The sequence below is a fragment of the Pseudomonas sp. FBCC-B1667 genome (assembly GCF_059133255.1).
In genome coordinates, this window is the sequence record NZ_CP101437.1 from 980,461 (window position 1) to 998,323 (window position 17,863).

The following is a 17,863-nucleotide window of genomic DNA, read 5'->3' on the forward strand; positions in this document are numbered from 1 at the left end:
AAGCGAGGCCAACTGGTCACGACTCAGTACCCGAATTTCTTGACGACCATAGAGCATTGGAACCACCTGATCCCATCCCGAACTCAGCAGTGAAACGATGCATCGCCGATGGTAGTGTGGGGTTTCCCCATGTGAGAGTAGGTCATCGTCAAGATTAAATTCCGAAACCCCTATCTGCGTATGCAGGTAGGGGTTTTGTTTTGCCTGCAGGAAAGTTCGTACAGCATTACCGGACAGCTCCCGGCTGTCACAGTCTCCCGACAATGCTAAGGTTCGGCCCTAGCGTTTGTATTTTCCCAAGGAAGCCTTTATGCCGGACGCCACGTCCCTCAACGCTGCTTTTATGGTGGTTCAAAGCAACAGTCTGAATGAACTGCGCAGCCTGGTGATCAGCGTAATGCGGCGTTATCCGCTGGCTCCCCTGGAAAATGAAATCGCCCTGGTGCAGAGCAATGGCATCGCGCAGTGGCTCAAGCTGGCCCTTGCCGAAGATCCGGAAGAGGATGATATGGGCGGCTGCGGTATTGCCGCCGCCATCGACGTGCAATTACCCGGTAGCTTCATGTGGCAGCTTTATCGCATGGTCCTTGGCCGCGATAACATCCCGGTAAAATCGTTACTCGATAAAGCGCCCTTGACCTGGCGTCTGATGCGCCTCCTCCCACAACTGATCAACCAGCCACACTTTGAGCCACTGCAGCGCTTCCTGACCCATGACACCGATTTACGTAAGCGCTACCAGTTGGCTGAGCGACTCGCAGACTTGTTCGACCAGTACCAGGTTTACCGCGCCGACTGGCTCGAAGACTGGGCAGAAGGTCGCCACCAATTGCGCAATGGCAGAGGCGAAGCCAAGCCACTGGCCCCGGCCAACTGCTGGCAGGCCGAATTATGGCGAGCGCTGTTGCTTGATGTGGGTGAGGAAGGCATGGCGCAAAGCCGTGCCGGTGTTCATCAGCGGTTTATCGAGCGCATCAACAGCCTCGACGTTGCCCCTAGCGGATTGCCCTCGCGGGTGATCGTTTTCGGGATTTCTTCTCTCCCCGCTCAAGCACTTGAAGCGCTTGCCGGACTGGCCCGTTTCAGCCAGGTTCTGCTGTGTGTACATAACCCTTGTCGTTACCATTGGGCTGACATCGTCGCCGATAAAGACCTGCTACGGCATCAATACAAGCGCCAGGCCCGCAAGAGCGGGATGCCTGTTGTACTCGACCCGCAAACACTCCACCAGCATGCTCATCCGCTACTGGCTGCCTGGGGTAAACAGGGGCGGGACTACATCAATCTTCTCGACAGCTATGACGATCCCAACAGCTATAGCGCGGCATTTCGTGACGGGCGCATCGACCTGTTCAGCGACAATCAGCCAAAGAACATGCTCAATCAATTGCAGGACGACATTCTCGAATTGCGCCCACTGAGCGAAACACGAGAATGCTGGCCAGCCGTCGATCTCGAACAAGACGAGTCGATCCGTTTTCACATCGCCCACAGTGCCCAGCGTGAAGTCGAGATCCTGCATGATCAACTCCTGGCACGCTTCAGCGCTGATCCCGATCTAAAACCTCGCGACATCATTGTGATGGTCCCGGATATCGACAGTTATGCACCGCATATTCGCGCCGTATTCGGTCAGCTTGATCGCCAGGACCCTCGTTTCATTCCCTTCACGCTCGCGGATCAGGGCCAGCGTGGTCGCGATCCCCTGCTGATTGCGGTCGAACACCTGCTCAAACTTCCCGACAGCCGTTTCCCCGTCAGCGAGATCCTCGACCTGCTGGATGTTCCAGCATTACGTGCCCGCTTCGGCGTCGAAGAGCGTGATCTGCCGACGCTGCACCGCTGGATCGAAGGTGCGGGCATCCGCTGGGGAATGAATGCCGAGCAGCGTGCAGGGCTGGGGTTGCCTGAAGCGCTGGAGCAGAACAGTTGGCGATTCGGCCTGCGCCGGATGCTGCTGGGTTATGCCGTGGGCAGCGCCATTGCGTGCGAAGGCATCGAGCCTTACGACGAAATTGGCGGTCTGGATGCCGCGCTCATCGGACCTTTGGTGGCCCTGCTGGACGCGTTGGAAATCGCCCATCAGGAATTGACTCAACCTGCACCGCCCAAAGAATGGGGTGTGCGATTACAAGCCTTGGTGCAGCTGTTCTTCCTGGCCAGCAATGAGCACGATGACTACTTGCTGGCGCAGCTCGAAGAGTTGCGCGAAACGTGGCTCGACACTTGCGAGTCCGTCGGTTTACAGGATGATTTGCCGCTGACCGTGGTGCGGGAAGCGTGGCTGGCCGGACTGGATCAAGGTCGCCTGTCCCAGCGTTTTCTGGCGGGAGCCGTCAACTTCTGCACCTTGATGCCGATGCGGGCGATTCCGTTCAAACGGGTCTGTCTGTTGGGCATGAACGACGGCGATTACCCTCGTGCGCAACCGCCACTGGATTTCGATCTCATGGGCAGTGACTATCGCCCCGGAGATCGGTCCCGTCGTGAAGATGACCGTTATCTCCTGTTGGAAGCGCTGCTGTCGGCACGAGATCAGCTCTACATCAGCTGGGTGGGCCGAAGCATACGAGATAACAGCGAGCGCCCGGCCTCCGTGCTGATTGGCCAATTGCGCGACCATCTCGCCAGCGGTTGGCGACTGCGCGATGAGGGCGACGATCTGCTGGAATCCATGACTCAGGAGCACCCATTGCAGCCCTTCAGCGCTCGTTACTTTCATGAAGGTGACGCGCTGTTCAGCTACGCCAATGAGTGGCAAGTCCTCCATCAAGTCACTGATCAGATGGCAGAAGGCGAAGTACTGGACGCATACGTACAGGAGGAGCCGCTGAGCCTCGGTCAATTGCAGGATTTCCTGCGTAATCCCGTTCGACATTTTTTCAGCCAGCGGCTCAAGGTGTTCTTCGAAGCAGCTGAAGTGCCCTTGGCCGATGAAGAGCCCTTTGTCCTCGATGCGCTGCAACGCTACAACCTTAGCGACAGTTTGCTTGCGGCGGCGTTGGGACGGATCGATCACGCCGATCAGGCACTGGAAGACCAGGCCAAACGCCTGCAAAACAGTGGGCTGCTGCCTCTGGCCGGATTCGGCGAATGCCTTCAGCGTGAGTTGATCGAGCCGCTTCCGGATCTGCTTCAACGCTATCAACAACTCCTGGCGTTATGGCCGACACCGCTGACCAGCGCTCTGCCCGTGAATCTTGAGCTGGAAGGACTGCGACTCGAAGGTTGGCTCAGTGGTCTGCACCAGCGTGCGGACGGCAGCTTGCTATCGGTCACTACTATTCCCAACAGCATTGGCTCAATAAAAAACCGTAAATGGCACCGGTTGACGCGGCCTTGGGTTAATCATCTGGTTGCCTGCGCCAGTGGCATTCCGATGTCCACCGCGCTGGTGGCCAGCGACGATAGCCTGCTGCTGGAGCCGCTGGGGAAGGGCGCTGCATTGAAAACGCTGGGACATCTTCTGGAGGCCTGGCAAGCGGGCATGCGTCAACCCCTGCCGGTTGCAGTAAAAACGGCCTTCGCCTGGCTAGGCCAGACTGATCCGATGAAAGCCGAAGCCGCTGCCCGCAAAGCCTACGAAGGCGATGGCCAGACCACTGACGGCGAACGCCGAGAAAGCCCTGCACTCACTCGACAGTTTGCTGACTACGATGCACTGCTCGCTGACGAAACGTTCTCCGACTGGTGCAACGCCTTGTACAAACCGATGCTCGAAGCCCCCTGGCGTTCACTGACCAGCGAAGAGGCTCGTTCATGACCAGAAAAACACCTCTGGCACTGGCCTTCCCACTGCGCGGCAGCCAACTGATCGAAGCCAGCGCCGGGACCGGCAAGACCTTCACCATTTCCGCGCTCTATCTGCGCCTTGTCCTCGGTCATGGCAGCGACGCGAGTGGTTTCGGGCGTGAATTGTTGCCGCCACAAATCCTCGTCGTGACCTTCACCGATGCCGCCACCAAGGAGCTGCGCGAACGTATCCGTACGCGTCTGGCCGAGGCTGCGCGATTCTTCCGTGATGAGACGCCGGCACCGGATGGCCTCATTGCCGAATTGCGTGATGAGTACCTTCCCGAACAGTGGTCGGGCTGCGCAAACCGTCTGGACATCGCCGCGCAATGGATGGATGAGGCGGCCGTCTCGACCATCCACAGTTGGTGTCAACGCATGCTGCGCGAACACGCATTCGACAGCGGCAGCCTGTTTACCCAGACCCTGGAAACCGATCACAGCGATTTGCTGGGCGAAGTCCTGCGTGATTACTGGCGGCTGTTCTGTTACCCGATGCAAGGCGATGCACTGAACTGGGTCCGCAGCAATTGGGGCGGACCGGCAGCGTTGTTGCCGCGCGTGCGTGGTTTGTTCGCCAGTGAACGCGACAGTCTTGAAGGAAAAGAACCGGCCGAACTCATCAGCGAATGTTTGCAGGAACGACGAACCGCATTGCTCGAACTCAAGATGCCGTGGCGTCAATGGGCGGACGAATTGCTGGTGATCTGTCACCAGGGTGTTGCGAGCAAGAGCGTCGACGGACGAAAGATGCAGGCACGCTACTTCGAGCCCTGGTTCGAAAAAATCAAAGCCTGGGCCGCCGATGAAGCGCTTGAGCAACTGGACATCGGCACCGGTTTCACTCGTCTGACGCCGGACGGCATGGCCGAAGCCTGGAAGGGTGAAGTGCCGCGCCACCCGGGACTGGACGCGATGCCCGGACTCAAGGCCAGCCTCGATGGACTGCCAACCCCCGACGCGGCTGTTCTGCAACATGCCGCCCGCTGGGTGGGAACGCGGTTCGAGGAAGAAAAGCGTCGCCGTGCTGAGATGGGCTTCGACGACATGCTGCTGCGCCTTGATGCCGCCTTGCAGTCGGAGGGCGGCGAGCGGCTGGCCACCTTGATTCGGGAGCAGTTCCCGGTTGCGTTGATCGACGAGTTCCAGGACACCGACCCGGTCCAATACCGGATCTTCGAAAGCATCTATCGCATCGAAGACAACAATCCCGAGTGCGGCCTGTTCCTGATCGGTGATCCGAAGCAGGCGATCTATGCGTTCCGTGGCGCCGACATTTACACCTACCTGCGTGCCCGTCAGGCCACAACCGGTCGACTGCATACGCTGGGCACCAACTTCCGCTCCAGCCATGGCATGGTCAGTGCGGTGAATCACGTATTCGAACGCGCCGAATCCCGTGAGTCGGGGCGCGGCGCGTTTCTGTTCCGGGAAAAAAATGGCGACAACCCCGTACCGTTTCTGCCCGTGGAATCCCAGGGGCGTAAAGAAGTTTTGCACATAGAGGAGCAACTGGTCCCGTCCCTGAATATCTGGCATTTGTCCGCAGAACAACCCCTGTCTGGTGTTGTGTATCGGCAGCAATTGGCCGCTGCCTGCGCCAGTGAAATCACCGCGTTGCTCAACGGCGGGCAACAAGGGCGAGCGGGTTTCGTCGAAGCTGGAAAGGACTTCAGAGGCCTGCTGCCAGCCGATATCGCGATCCTTGTCCGCGATGGCAAAGAAGCTCAAGCCGTGCGCGGCGAGCTGTCGGCGCGAGGTGTGCGCAGCGTCTATCTGTCGGACAAGGATTCGGTGTTCGCCGCACAAGAAGCTCACGACGTGCTGACCTGGCTCAAAGCCTGTGCCGAGCCCGACGTCGAGCGACCACTGCGAGCGGCGTTGGCGTGCATCACGCTCAATCTGTCGCTGGCTGAACTGGAGCGACTGAATCAGGACGAACTCGCCTGGGAAGCACGGGTCATGCAATTTCGTGGCTATCGCGAACTCTGGCGCAAGCAGGGCGTGCTGCCGATGCTGCGACGTTTACTGCATGACTTCCAGCTCCCGCAGGCATTGATCGCGCGCAGCGATGGCGAACGAGTACTGACTAACTTGCTGCACCTATCCGAATTGCTGCAACAGGCCGCAGCGGAACTCGATGGCGAGCAAGCGCTGATTCGTCATTTGTCCGAGCATCTGGCGTTGTCCGGCCAGGCCGGCGAAGAGCAGATTCTGCGCCTGGAAAGCGATGAACAACTGGTCAAGGTCGTAACCATTCACAAATCCAAGGGCCTTGAATATCCCTTGGTCTTTCTGCCCTTCATCTGTTCGGCGAAACCGGTGGATGGCAGTCGTCTGCCGCTGCATTACCACGACGAAAACGGCAAGGCTCAGGTGAGCTTGAAGCCGACTGCAGAGTCGATTGCCCTGGCCGACGATGAGCGTCTGGCCGAAGATCTGCGCTTGCTCTATGTCGCCCTGACTCGCGCGCAACATGCGTGCTGGCTCGGCGTGACAGATCTCAAACGCGGCAATAACAACAGTTCGGTGCTGCATCTGTCGGCACTGGGTTACCTGCTGGGCGGCGGGTCGCCCCTGGCCGAGTCGGCAGGCCTGAAGCGCTGGCTGGAAGATTTGCAGCAGGACTGCCCGGCGCTGACTTACGCTGAAATGCCGTCAGCCACCGCCGAGCTTTACCATCCACCGCTAAATCAGGCGAGTTTGCTTGCGCTGCGCGTACCGAAACGCAAGGCCAGTGAAAACTGGTGGATCGCTTCGTACAGCGCCTTGCGCATTGGCGACAGTATGAGTGTGGGCCGTGACGAAGCCCCGGAGAGTCCGCAAGCGCAAAAACTCTTCGACGACGAACGCCTCGACCCGCAAGCACCGCGAGAAGTGGCGGCCGGTGGCGGCGATATCCATCGATTCCCTCGAGGCCCCAACCCCGGCACCTTTCTTCATGGTTTGCTGGAATGGGCGGGCGACGAAGGTTTTACCACCCATCCACAAGTGGTCGAAGACGCGATTGCCCGGCGCTGCAACCGCCGTGGCTGGGAAGGCTGGATCACCACGCTGAGCGATTGGCTGCAACATTTGCTCAAGTCCCCGCTGCACCTCGGCGTTGGGCAGGCCCCGGTGATTTTCGAGCAACTGACCCAGTACCGGGTCGAGATGGAATTCTGGTTCGCCAGCCATAAAGTCGATGTGCTGAAACTGGATGAACTGGTGCGCCAACACACCCACAACGGCGTTGCCCGAGTGGCAGCCGAACCGGTCTTGCTCAACGGCATGTTCAAGGGATTTATCGACCTCACCTTCGAGCATGAGGGGCGTTACTACGTCGCCGATTACAAATCCAACTGGCTGGGCGCTGATGACGCGGCCTACACCCCACAGGCCATGGAACAGTCGATTCTTGATAACCGCTATGACCTGCAATACGTGCTGTACCTGTTGGCGTTGCACCGGCAGCTCAAGGCGCGGCTGGTCGACTACGATTACGACCGGCATGTCGGTGGTGCGCTGTACCTGTTCTTGCGGGGGACGCGTGCTTCCAGCCAAGGCGTGTACTTCGCCCGTCCACCCAAAGAGCTGATCGAGCGACTGGACCGAATGTTCCAGGGCAAGCCAGAACCCAAGGCCGAACCCGCGTGGGAACAGGGAGTACTGCTATGAGCCGCACCTTTGCCGATTTGCTGCCCACACCTTTGGCAGCGCAAAGCCTGGCGGATCTCGAGCCATTGAGTCGTGCCGATGACCTGCTGCTGTTACTGACCCGCTGGGTTGAGCGTGGTTGGTTGCGCGCTCTGGACAAGGCGTTCGTCGCCTTCCTTCACGAACTCGCGCCTGACGATGATCCGTTGGTGCTGCTCGCGGCCGCGTTGACCAGTCATCAACTGGGCCACGGCCATGTGTGCCTGGACCTGTTCGAGACGCTGAAAGAACCGGATTTTGCCCTGTCGCTGCCGCCTGAGGGTGATATGCACAGCGGCGCGATGTTGTTGCCGTCGCAATTGCTTGAAGCGTTGGACGGTGCTCATTGGTGCAAGGTGCTGGCCTGCAGCACTCTGGTGGCGCTGGCCGCAGACGGGCGTGAAACGGCGCAATCGCGACCTCTGGTTTTATCTGGCAAGCGCCTGTACTTGCGCCGCTACTGGGCTTACGAACGACGCATCGACGATGCCCTGCGCCTGCGCTTGGCAGAACACGAATCGACGCCGGATGATTTATCTCAACGCCTGAGCGGTTTGTTCGGTTCCGCCAAAACCGGTGAAGTGATCGACTGGCAGAAACTCGCCTGTGCCCTGGCGACCCGCAGTGCCTTCAGCATCGTCACCGGTGGCCCGGGCACCGGCAAGACCACCACGGTCGTGCGCTTGCTGGCATTGCTTCAGGCCCCGGCAGTGGAAGCCGGCAAACCGCTGCGCATCCGGCTTGCAGCACCCACCGGTAAAGCGGCGGCCAGGCTCACGGAGTCGATCAGCCAACAAGTCCAGACCCTGCAAGTCGCCGAATCAGTTCGTGGCCAGATTCCGTCGGACGTCACCACCGTTCACCGCTTGCTGGGCAGTCGGCCTGGCACACGGCACTTTCGTCATCACGCCGGTAATCGCTTGCCGCTCGATGTGCTAGTGGTGGATGAAGCGTCGATGATCGACCTGGAGATGATGGCCAACCTGCTGGATGCCATGCCGGCCCACGCGCGGTTGGTATTGTTGGGAGACAAGGATCAACTGGCCTCGGTGGAGGCCGGCGCTGTGCTGGGCGATCTGTGCCGCGATGCCGAGGCGGGTTGGTACAGTCCGCAGACTCGCCAGTGGCTGGAAGCGGTCAGTGGTGAAAGCCTCGAGACCAGTGGTTTGCAGTCCGACATCCAAGGCACTCATCCGCTGGCCCAACAAGTGGTGATGCTGCGCCACTCGCGCCGGTTCGGCGAGGGCAGCGGCATTGGCCAGTTGGCGCGCTGGGTCAACCAGCAGCAACCCGAGCACGCGCGCCAGTTGTTGGCGGCCCGCAGCCACGACGACGTGTTTTCCCTGCCGCTAAAGGGCGAACAAGACCGGGCGTTGGAGCGCTTGTTACTCGAAGGTCACGGCGAAGGACCGCAAGGCTATCGTCACTATTTGAGTCTTCTGCGCAGTCAGCGGCCAGCGCTCGACAGCCCGCTCGACGATCCATGCTGGACCGATTGGGCGCGTCAGGTGTTGCAAGCCTTCGACGCATTTCAGTTGCTCTGCGCCGTCCGCAAGGGACCTTGGGGCGTGGAAGGGTTGAACCAGCGAGTGACCGCCGCGTTACTCAAGGCCCGGTTGATCGACAGCGATCAGCAGTGGTACGAAGGTCGACCGGTGTTGATGACCCGTAACGACTATGGCCTGGGTTTGATGAACGGTGACATCGGCATCGCCCTCAAGCTGCCGGAGCGTGATGGGCCCGAAGCAGGCAAACAGGTGCTGCGTGTGGCGTTTCCGCGAAATGATGGTCAGGGCGGCGTGCGGTTTGTGCTGCCGAGCCGGCTCAACGATGTCGAGACTGTCTACGCAATGACCGTGCACAAATCCCAAGGCTCGGAATTTGCCCATACGGCACTGATTCTGCCGGACGCCCTTAACCCAGTGCTCACCAAGGAACTGATCTACACCGGGATCACCCGGGCCAAGCATTGGTTCACCTTGATCGAGCCTCGCACCGGCGTATTTGAAGAAGCCGTGCGGCGCAAGGTCAAGCGCTTGAGCGGGTTGATGCTGGAGCTGGAAGAAGGGGGTGCCCCGGGCGATTAAGGTGCGAGTTTCCGGCGCCAAAAAACCGTCCAAAGCGCCGTAATACGCGGCCTCGCGGGTGTTTCATCGCTATGCTATGGTGGCGAAATTATTTCGCTACGATCGAAGAGAATCACTGCATGAAGGTGGCTGCCTGGACGACAGGACGCGTCATTGGCGGCAAGCAAGTGTTGCTCGCTGGCCTGCTCTGTTGGCTGTCCGGCAGCGTTTTTGCGCAGTCGCAAGGACCGTCGAGCATGGCAGACCAGCGTGCCCAATCGGTCACTCAAGTGGTGCTCGGCATTCTCAGTTATGCCCGTTGGCCGGTTGAGCCCGCGCAACTGCGTTTGTGCGTGGTCGGCCCCACTGAATACACCGACGACCTGGTCAAAGGCACCACCCAGGCCACCGGCCGGCCTGTCGCCGTGCGCCGGCTGCTGGCTGATAACCCGTCGATTGTCGGTGAATGCGATGCGGTGTACATCGGCAAACTGACCGGTGATGAGCGCAGTCGGCTGTTCGCCTTATTGATGGGGCGCCCGGTGCTGAGCATCAGTGAAAGCGACGATCAATGCACGGTCGGCAGCCTGTTCTGCCTGCGGGTCGGCGATGAGCAGGTGTCCTTCGAGGTCAACCTCGACTCCGTCGCCCGCAGTGGCGTGCGCATTCATCCCAGTGTGTTGCAGTTGTCCCGCCGCAAGCCGGCGGCCTTATGAGCTTGTTCAAAGTCGATACTCGCCCGACCTTGCGTTCTGTCATTGGTCGCGGGCATCTGATCGTCGCGCTGGTCGGCGTGGCCATGGCCAGTGTGTCTCTTACGCTGCTTGGCGTCCTCGCGTTGCAGGTTTATGCCGACCACAACCTGCACCTGATTGCGCGTTCGATTAACTACACCGTTGAGGCCGCGGTGGTATTTAACGACAAAGCTGCCGCCACCGAAGCGCTGGCGATGATCGCGTCCACTGAGGAAGTCGCCGACGCCCAGGTGCTGGACGCCAAAGGACAGTTACTGGCGCGTTGGCAGCGTTCAGAAAGCGGCTTGTTTTCCGATCTCGAATTGCAGATCGCCAAGACCTTTCTGGAAAAACCCATCGACCTTCCGATCGTTTATCAGGGCCAGGACATCGGCCGCATCCAGCTCACGGGACACGGCGGCAGCCTGATGCGTTTTCTGCTCAGTGGTTTGGTGGGCATTATCTTGTGTACGGCGATCAGTGCCTGGGTTGCGCTTTATCTGGCGCGGCGCCAACTTCGCGGGATTACCGGCCCGCTACGAAGCCTCGCCGCTGTGGCTCACGCCGCTCGCAGTGAGCGTGCTTTCGAGCGTCGTGTACCGCCCGCCGCCATCGCTGAGCTCGACAATCTGGGCAACGACTTCAATGCCTTGCTTGATGAGCTCGAGTCCTGGCAGACCCACCTGCAAAGCGAAAACGAAACCCTGGCGCATCAGGCCAGCCATGACAGCCTTACCGGTTTGCCCAATCGTGCGTTTTTCGAAGGTCGGTTGATTCGTGCATTGCGCAACGCCAACAAGCTCAACGAGCGAGTGGCAGTGCTGTACCTCGACAGCGACCGGTTCAAGGAAATCAACGACAACTTTGGCCACGCGGCCGGTGATGCGGTGTTGGTGGCGGTCGCGACCCGCGTGCGGGCACAACTTCGCGAAGAGGACCTGGTGGCGCGTCTGGGCGGCGATGAATTTGCCGTGCTGCTGTCACCGCTGCACAAAACCGAAGACGCCGAGCGGATCGCCGACAAGATCCTCGCCAGCATGGAAGCGCCCATCCATTTGCCGGGCAGTGTCCACGTGATGACCTCCCTCAGTATCGGCATCGCGGTGTACCCGGATCATGGCGCCACACCGGGTACTTTGCTCCACGCCGCCGACGCGGCCATGTACCGCGCCAAGCGCGATTCTCGTGGCGCACAGCACACGGCAGGATCGGAGCATCCTGTCGCCCATGTTCAAGCCAGGAGCTGACTTTTGTTCTCAATGACCCCCCGTTCCCTGCGATTTTTCGCGATCACCCTGTGCATGGCCTTGTTGGCCTTGGCCGGGTGCCAGACAGCACCACAAAAGGGCCTGACCCCGGCACAGATCGCCGTGCTTAAACAGCAAGGCTTCGAACTGACCGAAGAAGGCTGGGCCTTTGGCTTGTCCGGCAAAGTCCTGTTCGGCAGTGACGACGACAGCCTGAACGCCGCCAGTACCGACATCGTCGAGCGCATCGGCAAAGCGTTGCTGGGCGTTGGAATCGAGCGCGTGCGCGTCGATGGCCACACCGATGCTTCCGGCAAAGAGGCTTACAACCAGCAACTGTCCCTGCGCCGTGCGAAAAGTGTCGGCAAGGTGCTGGCCACCGTCGGCATGCAAGAACAGAACATCCAGTTGCGCGGTTTCGGCAGCAGCGAGCCGGTGGCGTCCAACACCACAGCAACGGGCCGTACCGAGAACCGACGGGTGTCGATCGTGGTGAGCGCCGATTAATCAGCGAACAGCATCTCGCGCGTTTCACCCATCAACAGCGCCTGATTCTGTTCCGTAACCGAACGGATGTAATCCCACAACAGGGTGATCCGCTTGAGCTTCCTCAGATCCTCGCGGCAGTACATCCAGAACTTCAAGGAAAACAGGTTAACCCAATGAATACGGGGGCTAACCGCCATGAGTACTCTTGATGTTCGATCTGCTGTATCAACCAGTGTTACAAGTCTTGCGGTTTCTTTGAGGCCGACCACAAGGCTTGCTAAGCCATATCACTACCGACGCAACGGTATTTACTACATGCGTCTCAGAGCAACAGGTAGCACCACTGATCTCGCTTCGGTTTCCCTGAAGACCAACAACAGAAGGGCGGCTATGGATGCCGCTGAGCAGCTATCGGGCTTTGTCAGGACGTTCCATTTGGAAAACCCAGATGCTTCGTGGAGCAAGCTGAAAGAACATTTCCGTGTTGTCTCAATGGAGCTGTTCAAGGCTGCACGTGATGGCGACGTTACGCAGGAGTGGGGCGGGTTGCATGATAGTCACCCCGTCATTGTCCCGCCCCCAATCTCGACCGAAAGGCTTTCCCGCAGAGTGTAGTTCGGCTCAAGGGTGAGCAGTTTAATCGGGTACACACAAAATCTGATCCTCTCTCTTTGATAAAATCGCCGCCAGCTCGCTCACACCCTCAGTTTCAACGCCGTGCAGGATGATAGTCCTTCGGTGTGGGCGGGCTACCACCTAACGTTTCCACCTGGCCCACAGGCCGTCACCGTCCCCACCCTGTGCAACAGCCGCAAAACGGCAGGGCAAGAACTTCACTAGGACACGTAATACCAGTACGCAACCGCTGTCGTGAGCCACAGGATAATCCAACGTCCTATGTGTAGCGGCCTTTCTTCATTTGCAGTTATGCCCTTGGCCCTCTTCCGCCAGCTCAGTACAGCCAATCCAGCCAGCCAAACGAAGGAAAATAACCAGACGTAGTAGCCGTATGTATATCCAATAACGGTGAACCTACCGTCTTCGTCATACCAAGTAACGAGCTGTAATTGCACCGACAGTCCGGCCATTAATGCGAGGATGGCATAGATGAATCTGTGTTCGGCGATCCGAGTCCGATAGGCTGCAATGAACAAGGGATTTGCTAACCAAGCAGCATAACCGTAGACCATTGACAGTAACCCCAAGATGAATGCCCACCATCCCGGTAAAGTGTCTTGGGTGAGTGTTTCATGAAGCCAGTTATCATCTTCTTCCCACACGGCAGGCAGCATAAGGCTGAGCAAGTACAGCGCCATACCGAAATCACGCAGTTCGATACGTCGGATATTTTTCTTAAGGTCGGAAAGGGTCACGTTCGCCCTCACATTGTTTCAATCGAGCAATAACATCAGGAGTGGTATTGGCAGTATCAATCCGACCTGTAGAATCGAGGTTGATTTCTGTCGTAGTCCCCCACTTGGGCGTGATATCGACACACCGCTGAGTACCCTTTGCGGTCCCCCAAAAGAAAACCATGAAGAAGTTTTCGTCTGGGAAGACGTGGCCGATATCTGCGGTTCCTTCACCGGGGATAAGGCTGCCTCTGTCTATGCGATGCTGGGTATTCCATATGTAGCGCAACCCCTCCGTCCCTTCTTTGGAGTAATTCACCACTACTCTTGGCAGCGTCACATACCACAATATAAGTGATGCTAACAGGAGGAGAGATATGACTTTTCCTTTACTCAGCTTTCTTACAAACGTGTGCACGAGCTCCATCCCCCCAATCCTCTGGTTTAACCGCGAGAACCCTCTCCATGATCATTTGGGGAGTGATGTTCCCATTGGGATGTTCTGCAAATAGTTTGATGCCGATGCCAACTGATATGCGGTCCTGATCGTCATCGTAAGCTCTCATCCCGCTGACACTCTCGGATGCATGTGGCCCTCGCCGCTTTTCCCAATCAAGTATCTTTCTGATGGAGTCGGATGCAATCTGCTCAACGCCAGCACCGTCAGCCAAAAGGCTTTCAGAAAGACCAGCCGCTCTACCTACATATCCATAGTGAATGTTCGACCAGATATCATAGAAATAGTCGAACTCACCTTGCTTGTGGTAGTAATCACCAAACTTTGCATGAATTTTTGGCTTGTGGTCCCACGGACGATCTTGACCCACACGCTCAGTAAAAAGAGCCATAGCAGCCGCGCCTTTGGAAGCAGCAATCGCTTGGGGGCTGGGGGTGCCAATCTGGGCATACCAAGGCAGCTCCATTAGCTTCCGGGTCTCTTCCGCCACGTCGTAGCTGAGCAGCTCTTTCATCTTCAAGACTGATGGGTGGTGGATGTTTGTATTCATCTCGTTGGCAATATATGCAGCCAGTTCTTCCATCCTGTCAGGGTCTTTGCAGACGACAGACTCTGGCTTTTCAGGCGGAGTCGTTTTCGGGCTTATGAAGCCAGTCAGCCCCTGATGCGGGATATCACAGGAATGTTCACTTACGTACGAACCATCACTAATAGCTTTGGCCCCACACATGCGTGGCGGCTTGAGCCAGTGCAGCGAAATCCGGGGCGATGGTCACGCTCCCTTCTTCGGCTGCCATCACCGTGCTTTGTGTCGCTATAAGGCGGTTGCTACCTAAAGGGCAGCCGCATTGCACTGCGTGCCCATGGGTTGCCACAGCAACCCCTTCGACAATGAAGGTCGGATTGCCTTCTGCAATGAATCCCATGCTGCTGCATTTTGGGCACCAAACAGGGTCACTGATCCTCGCGGTTTCCCGATGTTCCACGAACGTTGTAGCCGATCCTTTAACTACCTTCCCACCTGTCGTGGTCGGGTCACCTTCCCTGATTACATAGGGCACGAGATACATTCCTTTGGATGTGGTCTCCTCGGCAGTAGGACAACCCTACATACCTGACCGGGCAGACAGCATAATCGGTTCGCCAGAATAGGGGGAATGGTGGCTATTGGCCCTCGGCACAACCACCAAACTCAGACACATGAAAGAAAAAGGTGCTCGACCTCTTGGGGGCACGCATGCCTTTGATCACGAAGGGGGGGGCTAGCATCTGCCCAGTCAATGACGGTGTGGGTCTTGAAAGTATGCGTCGAGGTGTTACAAGTGGAGTACCAACTCCTGTTACAAACCGTTGGAAAAAGCTGCTGACCTCGTTACGATTCCGCCACCTGATTCCTTGAAAAATCTATTAATCAGCGAACACCATCTCGCGCGTTTCACCCATCAACAGCGCCTGATTCTGTTCCGTAACCGAACGGATGTAATCCCACAACAGGGTAATCCGCTTGAGCTTCCTCAAGTCCTCCCGGCAGTACATCCAGAACTGCCGCGTAATGTTGATCTCCTGTGGCAACACCGGCAGCAGCCGTGGGTCCTGAGCCGCCAGGAAGCACGGCAGAATCGCCAGTGACCGCCCCTGCTGCGCCGCCACGAATTGCGCGATCACGCTGGTGCTGCGCAAATTGGCGCTGGCGCCGGGCAGTACGTTCGCCAGGTACAGCAGCTCTGAGCTGAACGCCAAATCGTCGACATAACTGATGAATGAATGCTTGCCCAAGTCTGCCGGGCGGCGGATCGGCGGGTGTTTGTCCAGGTAATCCTGGGTCGCGTACAGCTGCAATCGGTAGTCGCAGAGTTTGCAGCACACATACGGACCGTGTTCCGGGCGTTCCAGGGCGATGACGATGTCGGCTTCGCGCTTGGAGAGGCTGATGAAATGCGGCAGCGGCAGGATGTCGACGGAGATGGCCGGGTAGGCGTCGACGAAGTGGCTCAGTTGCGGCGTAATGAAAAAGCTGCCGAAGCCTTCGGTGCAGCCCATGCGAACATGACCGGACAACGCCACCCCAGACCCCGACACCTGCTCGCAGGCCATGTGCAGCGTACTTTCAATCGACTCGGCATAACCGAGCAATCGCTGGCCCTCAGCGGTCAGGACAAAGCCGCTGGTCCGGGATTTCTCGAACAGCAACGTTCCCAATGCTGCTTCCAGCGAACTGATGCGCCGCGACACGGTGGTGTAGTCCACCGCCAGGCGCTTGGCCGCGGTGCTGGCCTTGCGGGTGCGGGCGACTTCGAGGAAAAACTTGAGGTCATCCCAGTTCAACGAGCCTAAAGACGTGATGTTTTTTTGCATGATGGACCGGCTTTTATGTGCGTTCTTATTAGAAGTTTGCACATCTATACTCCAAAAACAGCTGCACAACCAATTCGCGGCACACGCCTCATCGCAAGGCGACTTTCTCGCCTTGGCTCTCAAGATAGCTCTAACTATAAAAAGCAAACATCCGGAGACCCACATGAACGCTTCGCTCACGCCTGACCAAACCACTGTCCAAACGGTAAAGCTGTTGATCGACGGCCAGTGGGTCGAATCCAAGACCACCGAATGGCACGACATCGTCAACCCGGCGACCCAGCAAGTGCTGGCCAAGGTGCCGTTTGCGACCACTGAAGAAGTCGACGCCGCGATCAGCGCTGCTCATCGCGCCTTCCAGACCTGGAAGCTGACCCCGATCGGCGCGCGGATGCGCATCATGCTCAAGCTCCAGGCGCTGATTCGTGAGCACTCCAAACGCATCGCCGTGGTCTTGAGTGCCGAACAGGGCAAAACCATCGCCGACGCTGAAGGCGACATTTTCCGTGGCCTGGAAGTGGTCGAACACGCGTGCTCCATCGGCAGCCTGCAGATGGGGGAATTCGCCGAGAACGTCGCTGGCGGTGTCGACACCTACACCCTGCGTCAGCCAATCGGCGTGTGCGCTGGCATCACCCCGTTCAACTTCCCGGCGATGATTCCGCTGTGGATGTTCCCGATGGCCATCGCCTGCGGCAACACTTTCGTGCTCAAACCGTCCGAACAGGACCCGATGTCGACCATGCTCCTGGTGGAACTGGCGATCGAGGCTGGCGTTCCGCCGGGCGTGCTTAACGTCGTGCATGGCGGCAAGGACGTGGTGGACGCACTCTGCACGCACAAAGACATCAAGGCGGTTTCCTTCGTCGGTTCGACCGCCGTCGGTACTCACGTCTACGACCTGGCCGGCAAACACGGCAAGCGCGTGCAGTCGATGATGGGCGCGAAGAACCACGCGGTGGTGCTGCCGGATGCCAACCGCGAGCAAGCCTTGAATGCGCTGGTCGGCGCCGGTTTTGGTGCGGCGGGTCAACGTTGCATGGCCACTTCCGTGGTGGTGTTGGTGGGCGCGGCCAAACAATGGTTGCCGGACCTGAAAGCGCTGGCGCAGAAACTGACGGTGAATGCCGGCAGCGAGCCAGGCACTGACGTGGGCCCGGTGATCTCGAAAAAAGCCAAACAGCGCATTCTTGATCTGATCGAAAGCGGCATCAAGGAAGGCGCCAAGCTGGAACTGGACGGTCGCGAGATCACGGTTCCAGGATACGAGAAGGGCAACTTTGTCGGCCCGACCTTGTTCTCCGGCGTGACCACCGACATGCAGATCTACACCCAGGAAATCTTCGGCCCGGTGCTGGTGGTGCTGGAAGTGAATACGCTCGACGAGGCCATTGCGCTGGTCAACGCCAACCCGTTCGGCAATGGTACGGGCCTGTTCACCCAGAGCGGTGCGGCCGCACGCAAATTCCAGAACGAAATCGACGTCGGCCAGGTCGGTATCAACATCCCGATTCCGGTGCCGGTCCCGTTCTTCAGCTTCACTGGTTCGCGCGGTTCCAAGCTGGGCGACCTCGGCCCATATGGCAAGCAAGTGGTGCAGTTCTACACTCAGACCAAGACCGTCACCAGTCGCTGGTTCGATGACGACAGCGTCAACGACGGTGTGAACACCACCATCAACTTGCGTTAAGGAGCC

Annotated in this window: 10 protein-coding genes, 1 rRNA gene and 2 pseudogenes; 9 read left to right on the plus strand and 4 right to left on the minus strand. The window is 58.5% G+C overall.

Features of this window, described 5'->3' with window-relative positions; genetic code table 11:
- The first annotated feature begins 38 nt into the window (after nucleotides 1–38).
- The 7 genes from rrf to yfiB all read left to right on the plus strand — a co-directional run bounded on the left by rrf (nucleotide 39) and on the right by yfiB (nucleotide 12,021).
- Nucleotides 39–154, plus strand: a 5S ribosomal RNA gene (gene rrf, locus NL116_RS04280).
- Between the two features lie 156 nt (nucleotides 155–310).
- Nucleotides 311–3,763 (plus strand): exodeoxyribonuclease V subunit gamma, encoded by a 3,453-nt coding sequence (recC, locus tag NL116_RS04285; protein ID WP_494376148.1) that lies wholly within the window; start codon nucleotides 311–313, stop codon nucleotides 3,761–3,763.
- On the plus strand, nucleotides 3,760–7,449 hold the full coding sequence (recB, locus tag NL116_RS04290; RefSeq protein ID WP_494376149.1) for an exodeoxyribonuclease V subunit beta: 3,690 nt from the start codon (nucleotides 3,760–3,762) through the stop codon (nucleotides 7,447–7,449). The genes recC and recB overlap by 4 nt, the downstream gene beginning before the upstream one ends.
- Complete coding sequence (gene recD / locus NL116_RS04295; protein ID WP_494376150.1) at nucleotides 7,446–9,554, plus strand: exodeoxyribonuclease V subunit alpha; 2,109 nt, start codon at nucleotides 7,446–7,448, stop codon at nucleotides 9,552–9,554. The genes recB and recD overlap by 4 nt, the downstream gene beginning before the upstream one ends.
- Nucleotides 9,555–9,673: 119 nt before the next feature.
- Nucleotides 9,674–10,249, plus strand: coding sequence for a regulatory sequestration protein YfiR (gene yfiR / locus NL116_RS04300; protein ID WP_494376151.1), 576 nt, complete (start codon nucleotides 9,674–9,676; stop codon nucleotides 10,247–10,249).
- Complete coding sequence (gene dgcN, locus NL116_RS04305) at nucleotides 10,246–11,514, plus strand: diguanylate cyclase DgcN/YfiN (RefSeq protein WP_494376152.1); 1,269 nt, start codon at nucleotides 10,246–10,248, stop codon at nucleotides 11,512–11,514. The genes yfiR and dgcN overlap by 4 nt, the downstream gene beginning before the upstream one ends.
- 12 nt (nucleotides 11,515–11,526) lie before the next feature.
- A complete protein-coding gene (yfiB, locus tag NL116_RS04310) occupies nucleotides 11,527–12,021 on the plus strand; it encodes an outer membrane lipoprotein YfiB (protein WP_494377999.1) in 495 nt (164 codons plus the stop codon).
- Here yfiB and NL116_RS04315 read toward each other — a convergent pair.
- A pseudogene (locus NL116_RS04315) lies at nucleotides 12,018–12,155 on the minus strand (LysR family transcriptional regulator); the annotation flags it as partial. The gene yfiB and the pseudogene NL116_RS04315 sit on opposite strands and share 4 nt — an antisense overlap.
- A 43-nt stretch (nucleotides 12,156–12,198) precedes the next feature.
- On the opposite strand from NL116_RS04315, the gene NL116_RS04320 reads away from it, so the two are divergent.
- On the plus strand, nucleotides 12,199–12,618 hold the full coding sequence (locus tag NL116_RS04320) for a hypothetical protein (protein ID WP_494376153.1): 420 nt from the start codon (nucleotides 12,199–12,201) through the stop codon (nucleotides 12,616–12,618).
- 221 nt (nucleotides 12,619–12,839) lie between these two features.
- Here the strand turns inward: NL116_RS04320 and NL116_RS04325 are convergent, their stop codons facing one another.
- From NL116_RS04325 to NL116_RS04335, 3 genes and pseudogenes are all read right to left on the minus strand, one after another.
- Nucleotides 12,840–13,376: a hypothetical protein gene (locus NL116_RS04325; protein WP_494376154.1), complete on the minus strand. Its 537-nt coding sequence runs from the start codon at nucleotides 13,374–13,376 to the stop codon at nucleotides 12,840–12,842.
- Between the two features lie 368 nt (nucleotides 13,377–13,744).
- Nucleotides 13,745–14,873 (minus strand): annotated as a pseudogene (locus NL116_RS04330) (polymorphic toxin type 44 domain-containing protein).
- A gap of 346 nt (nucleotides 14,874–15,219) precedes the next feature.
- Nucleotides 15,220–16,167: a LysR family transcriptional regulator gene (locus tag NL116_RS04335; RefSeq protein WP_140663823.1), complete on the minus strand. Its 948-nt coding sequence runs from the start codon at nucleotides 16,165–16,167 to the stop codon at nucleotides 15,220–15,222.
- Between the two features lie 163 nt (nucleotides 16,168–16,330).
- On the opposite strand from NL116_RS04335, the gene NL116_RS04340 reads away from it, so the two are divergent.
- On the plus strand, nucleotides 16,331–17,857 hold the full coding sequence (locus NL116_RS04340; protein WP_494376155.1) for a CoA-acylating methylmalonate-semialdehyde dehydrogenase: 1,527 nt from the start codon (nucleotides 16,331–16,333) through the stop codon (nucleotides 17,855–17,857).
- The last annotated feature ends 6 nt before the right edge of the window (nucleotides 17,858–17,863 follow it).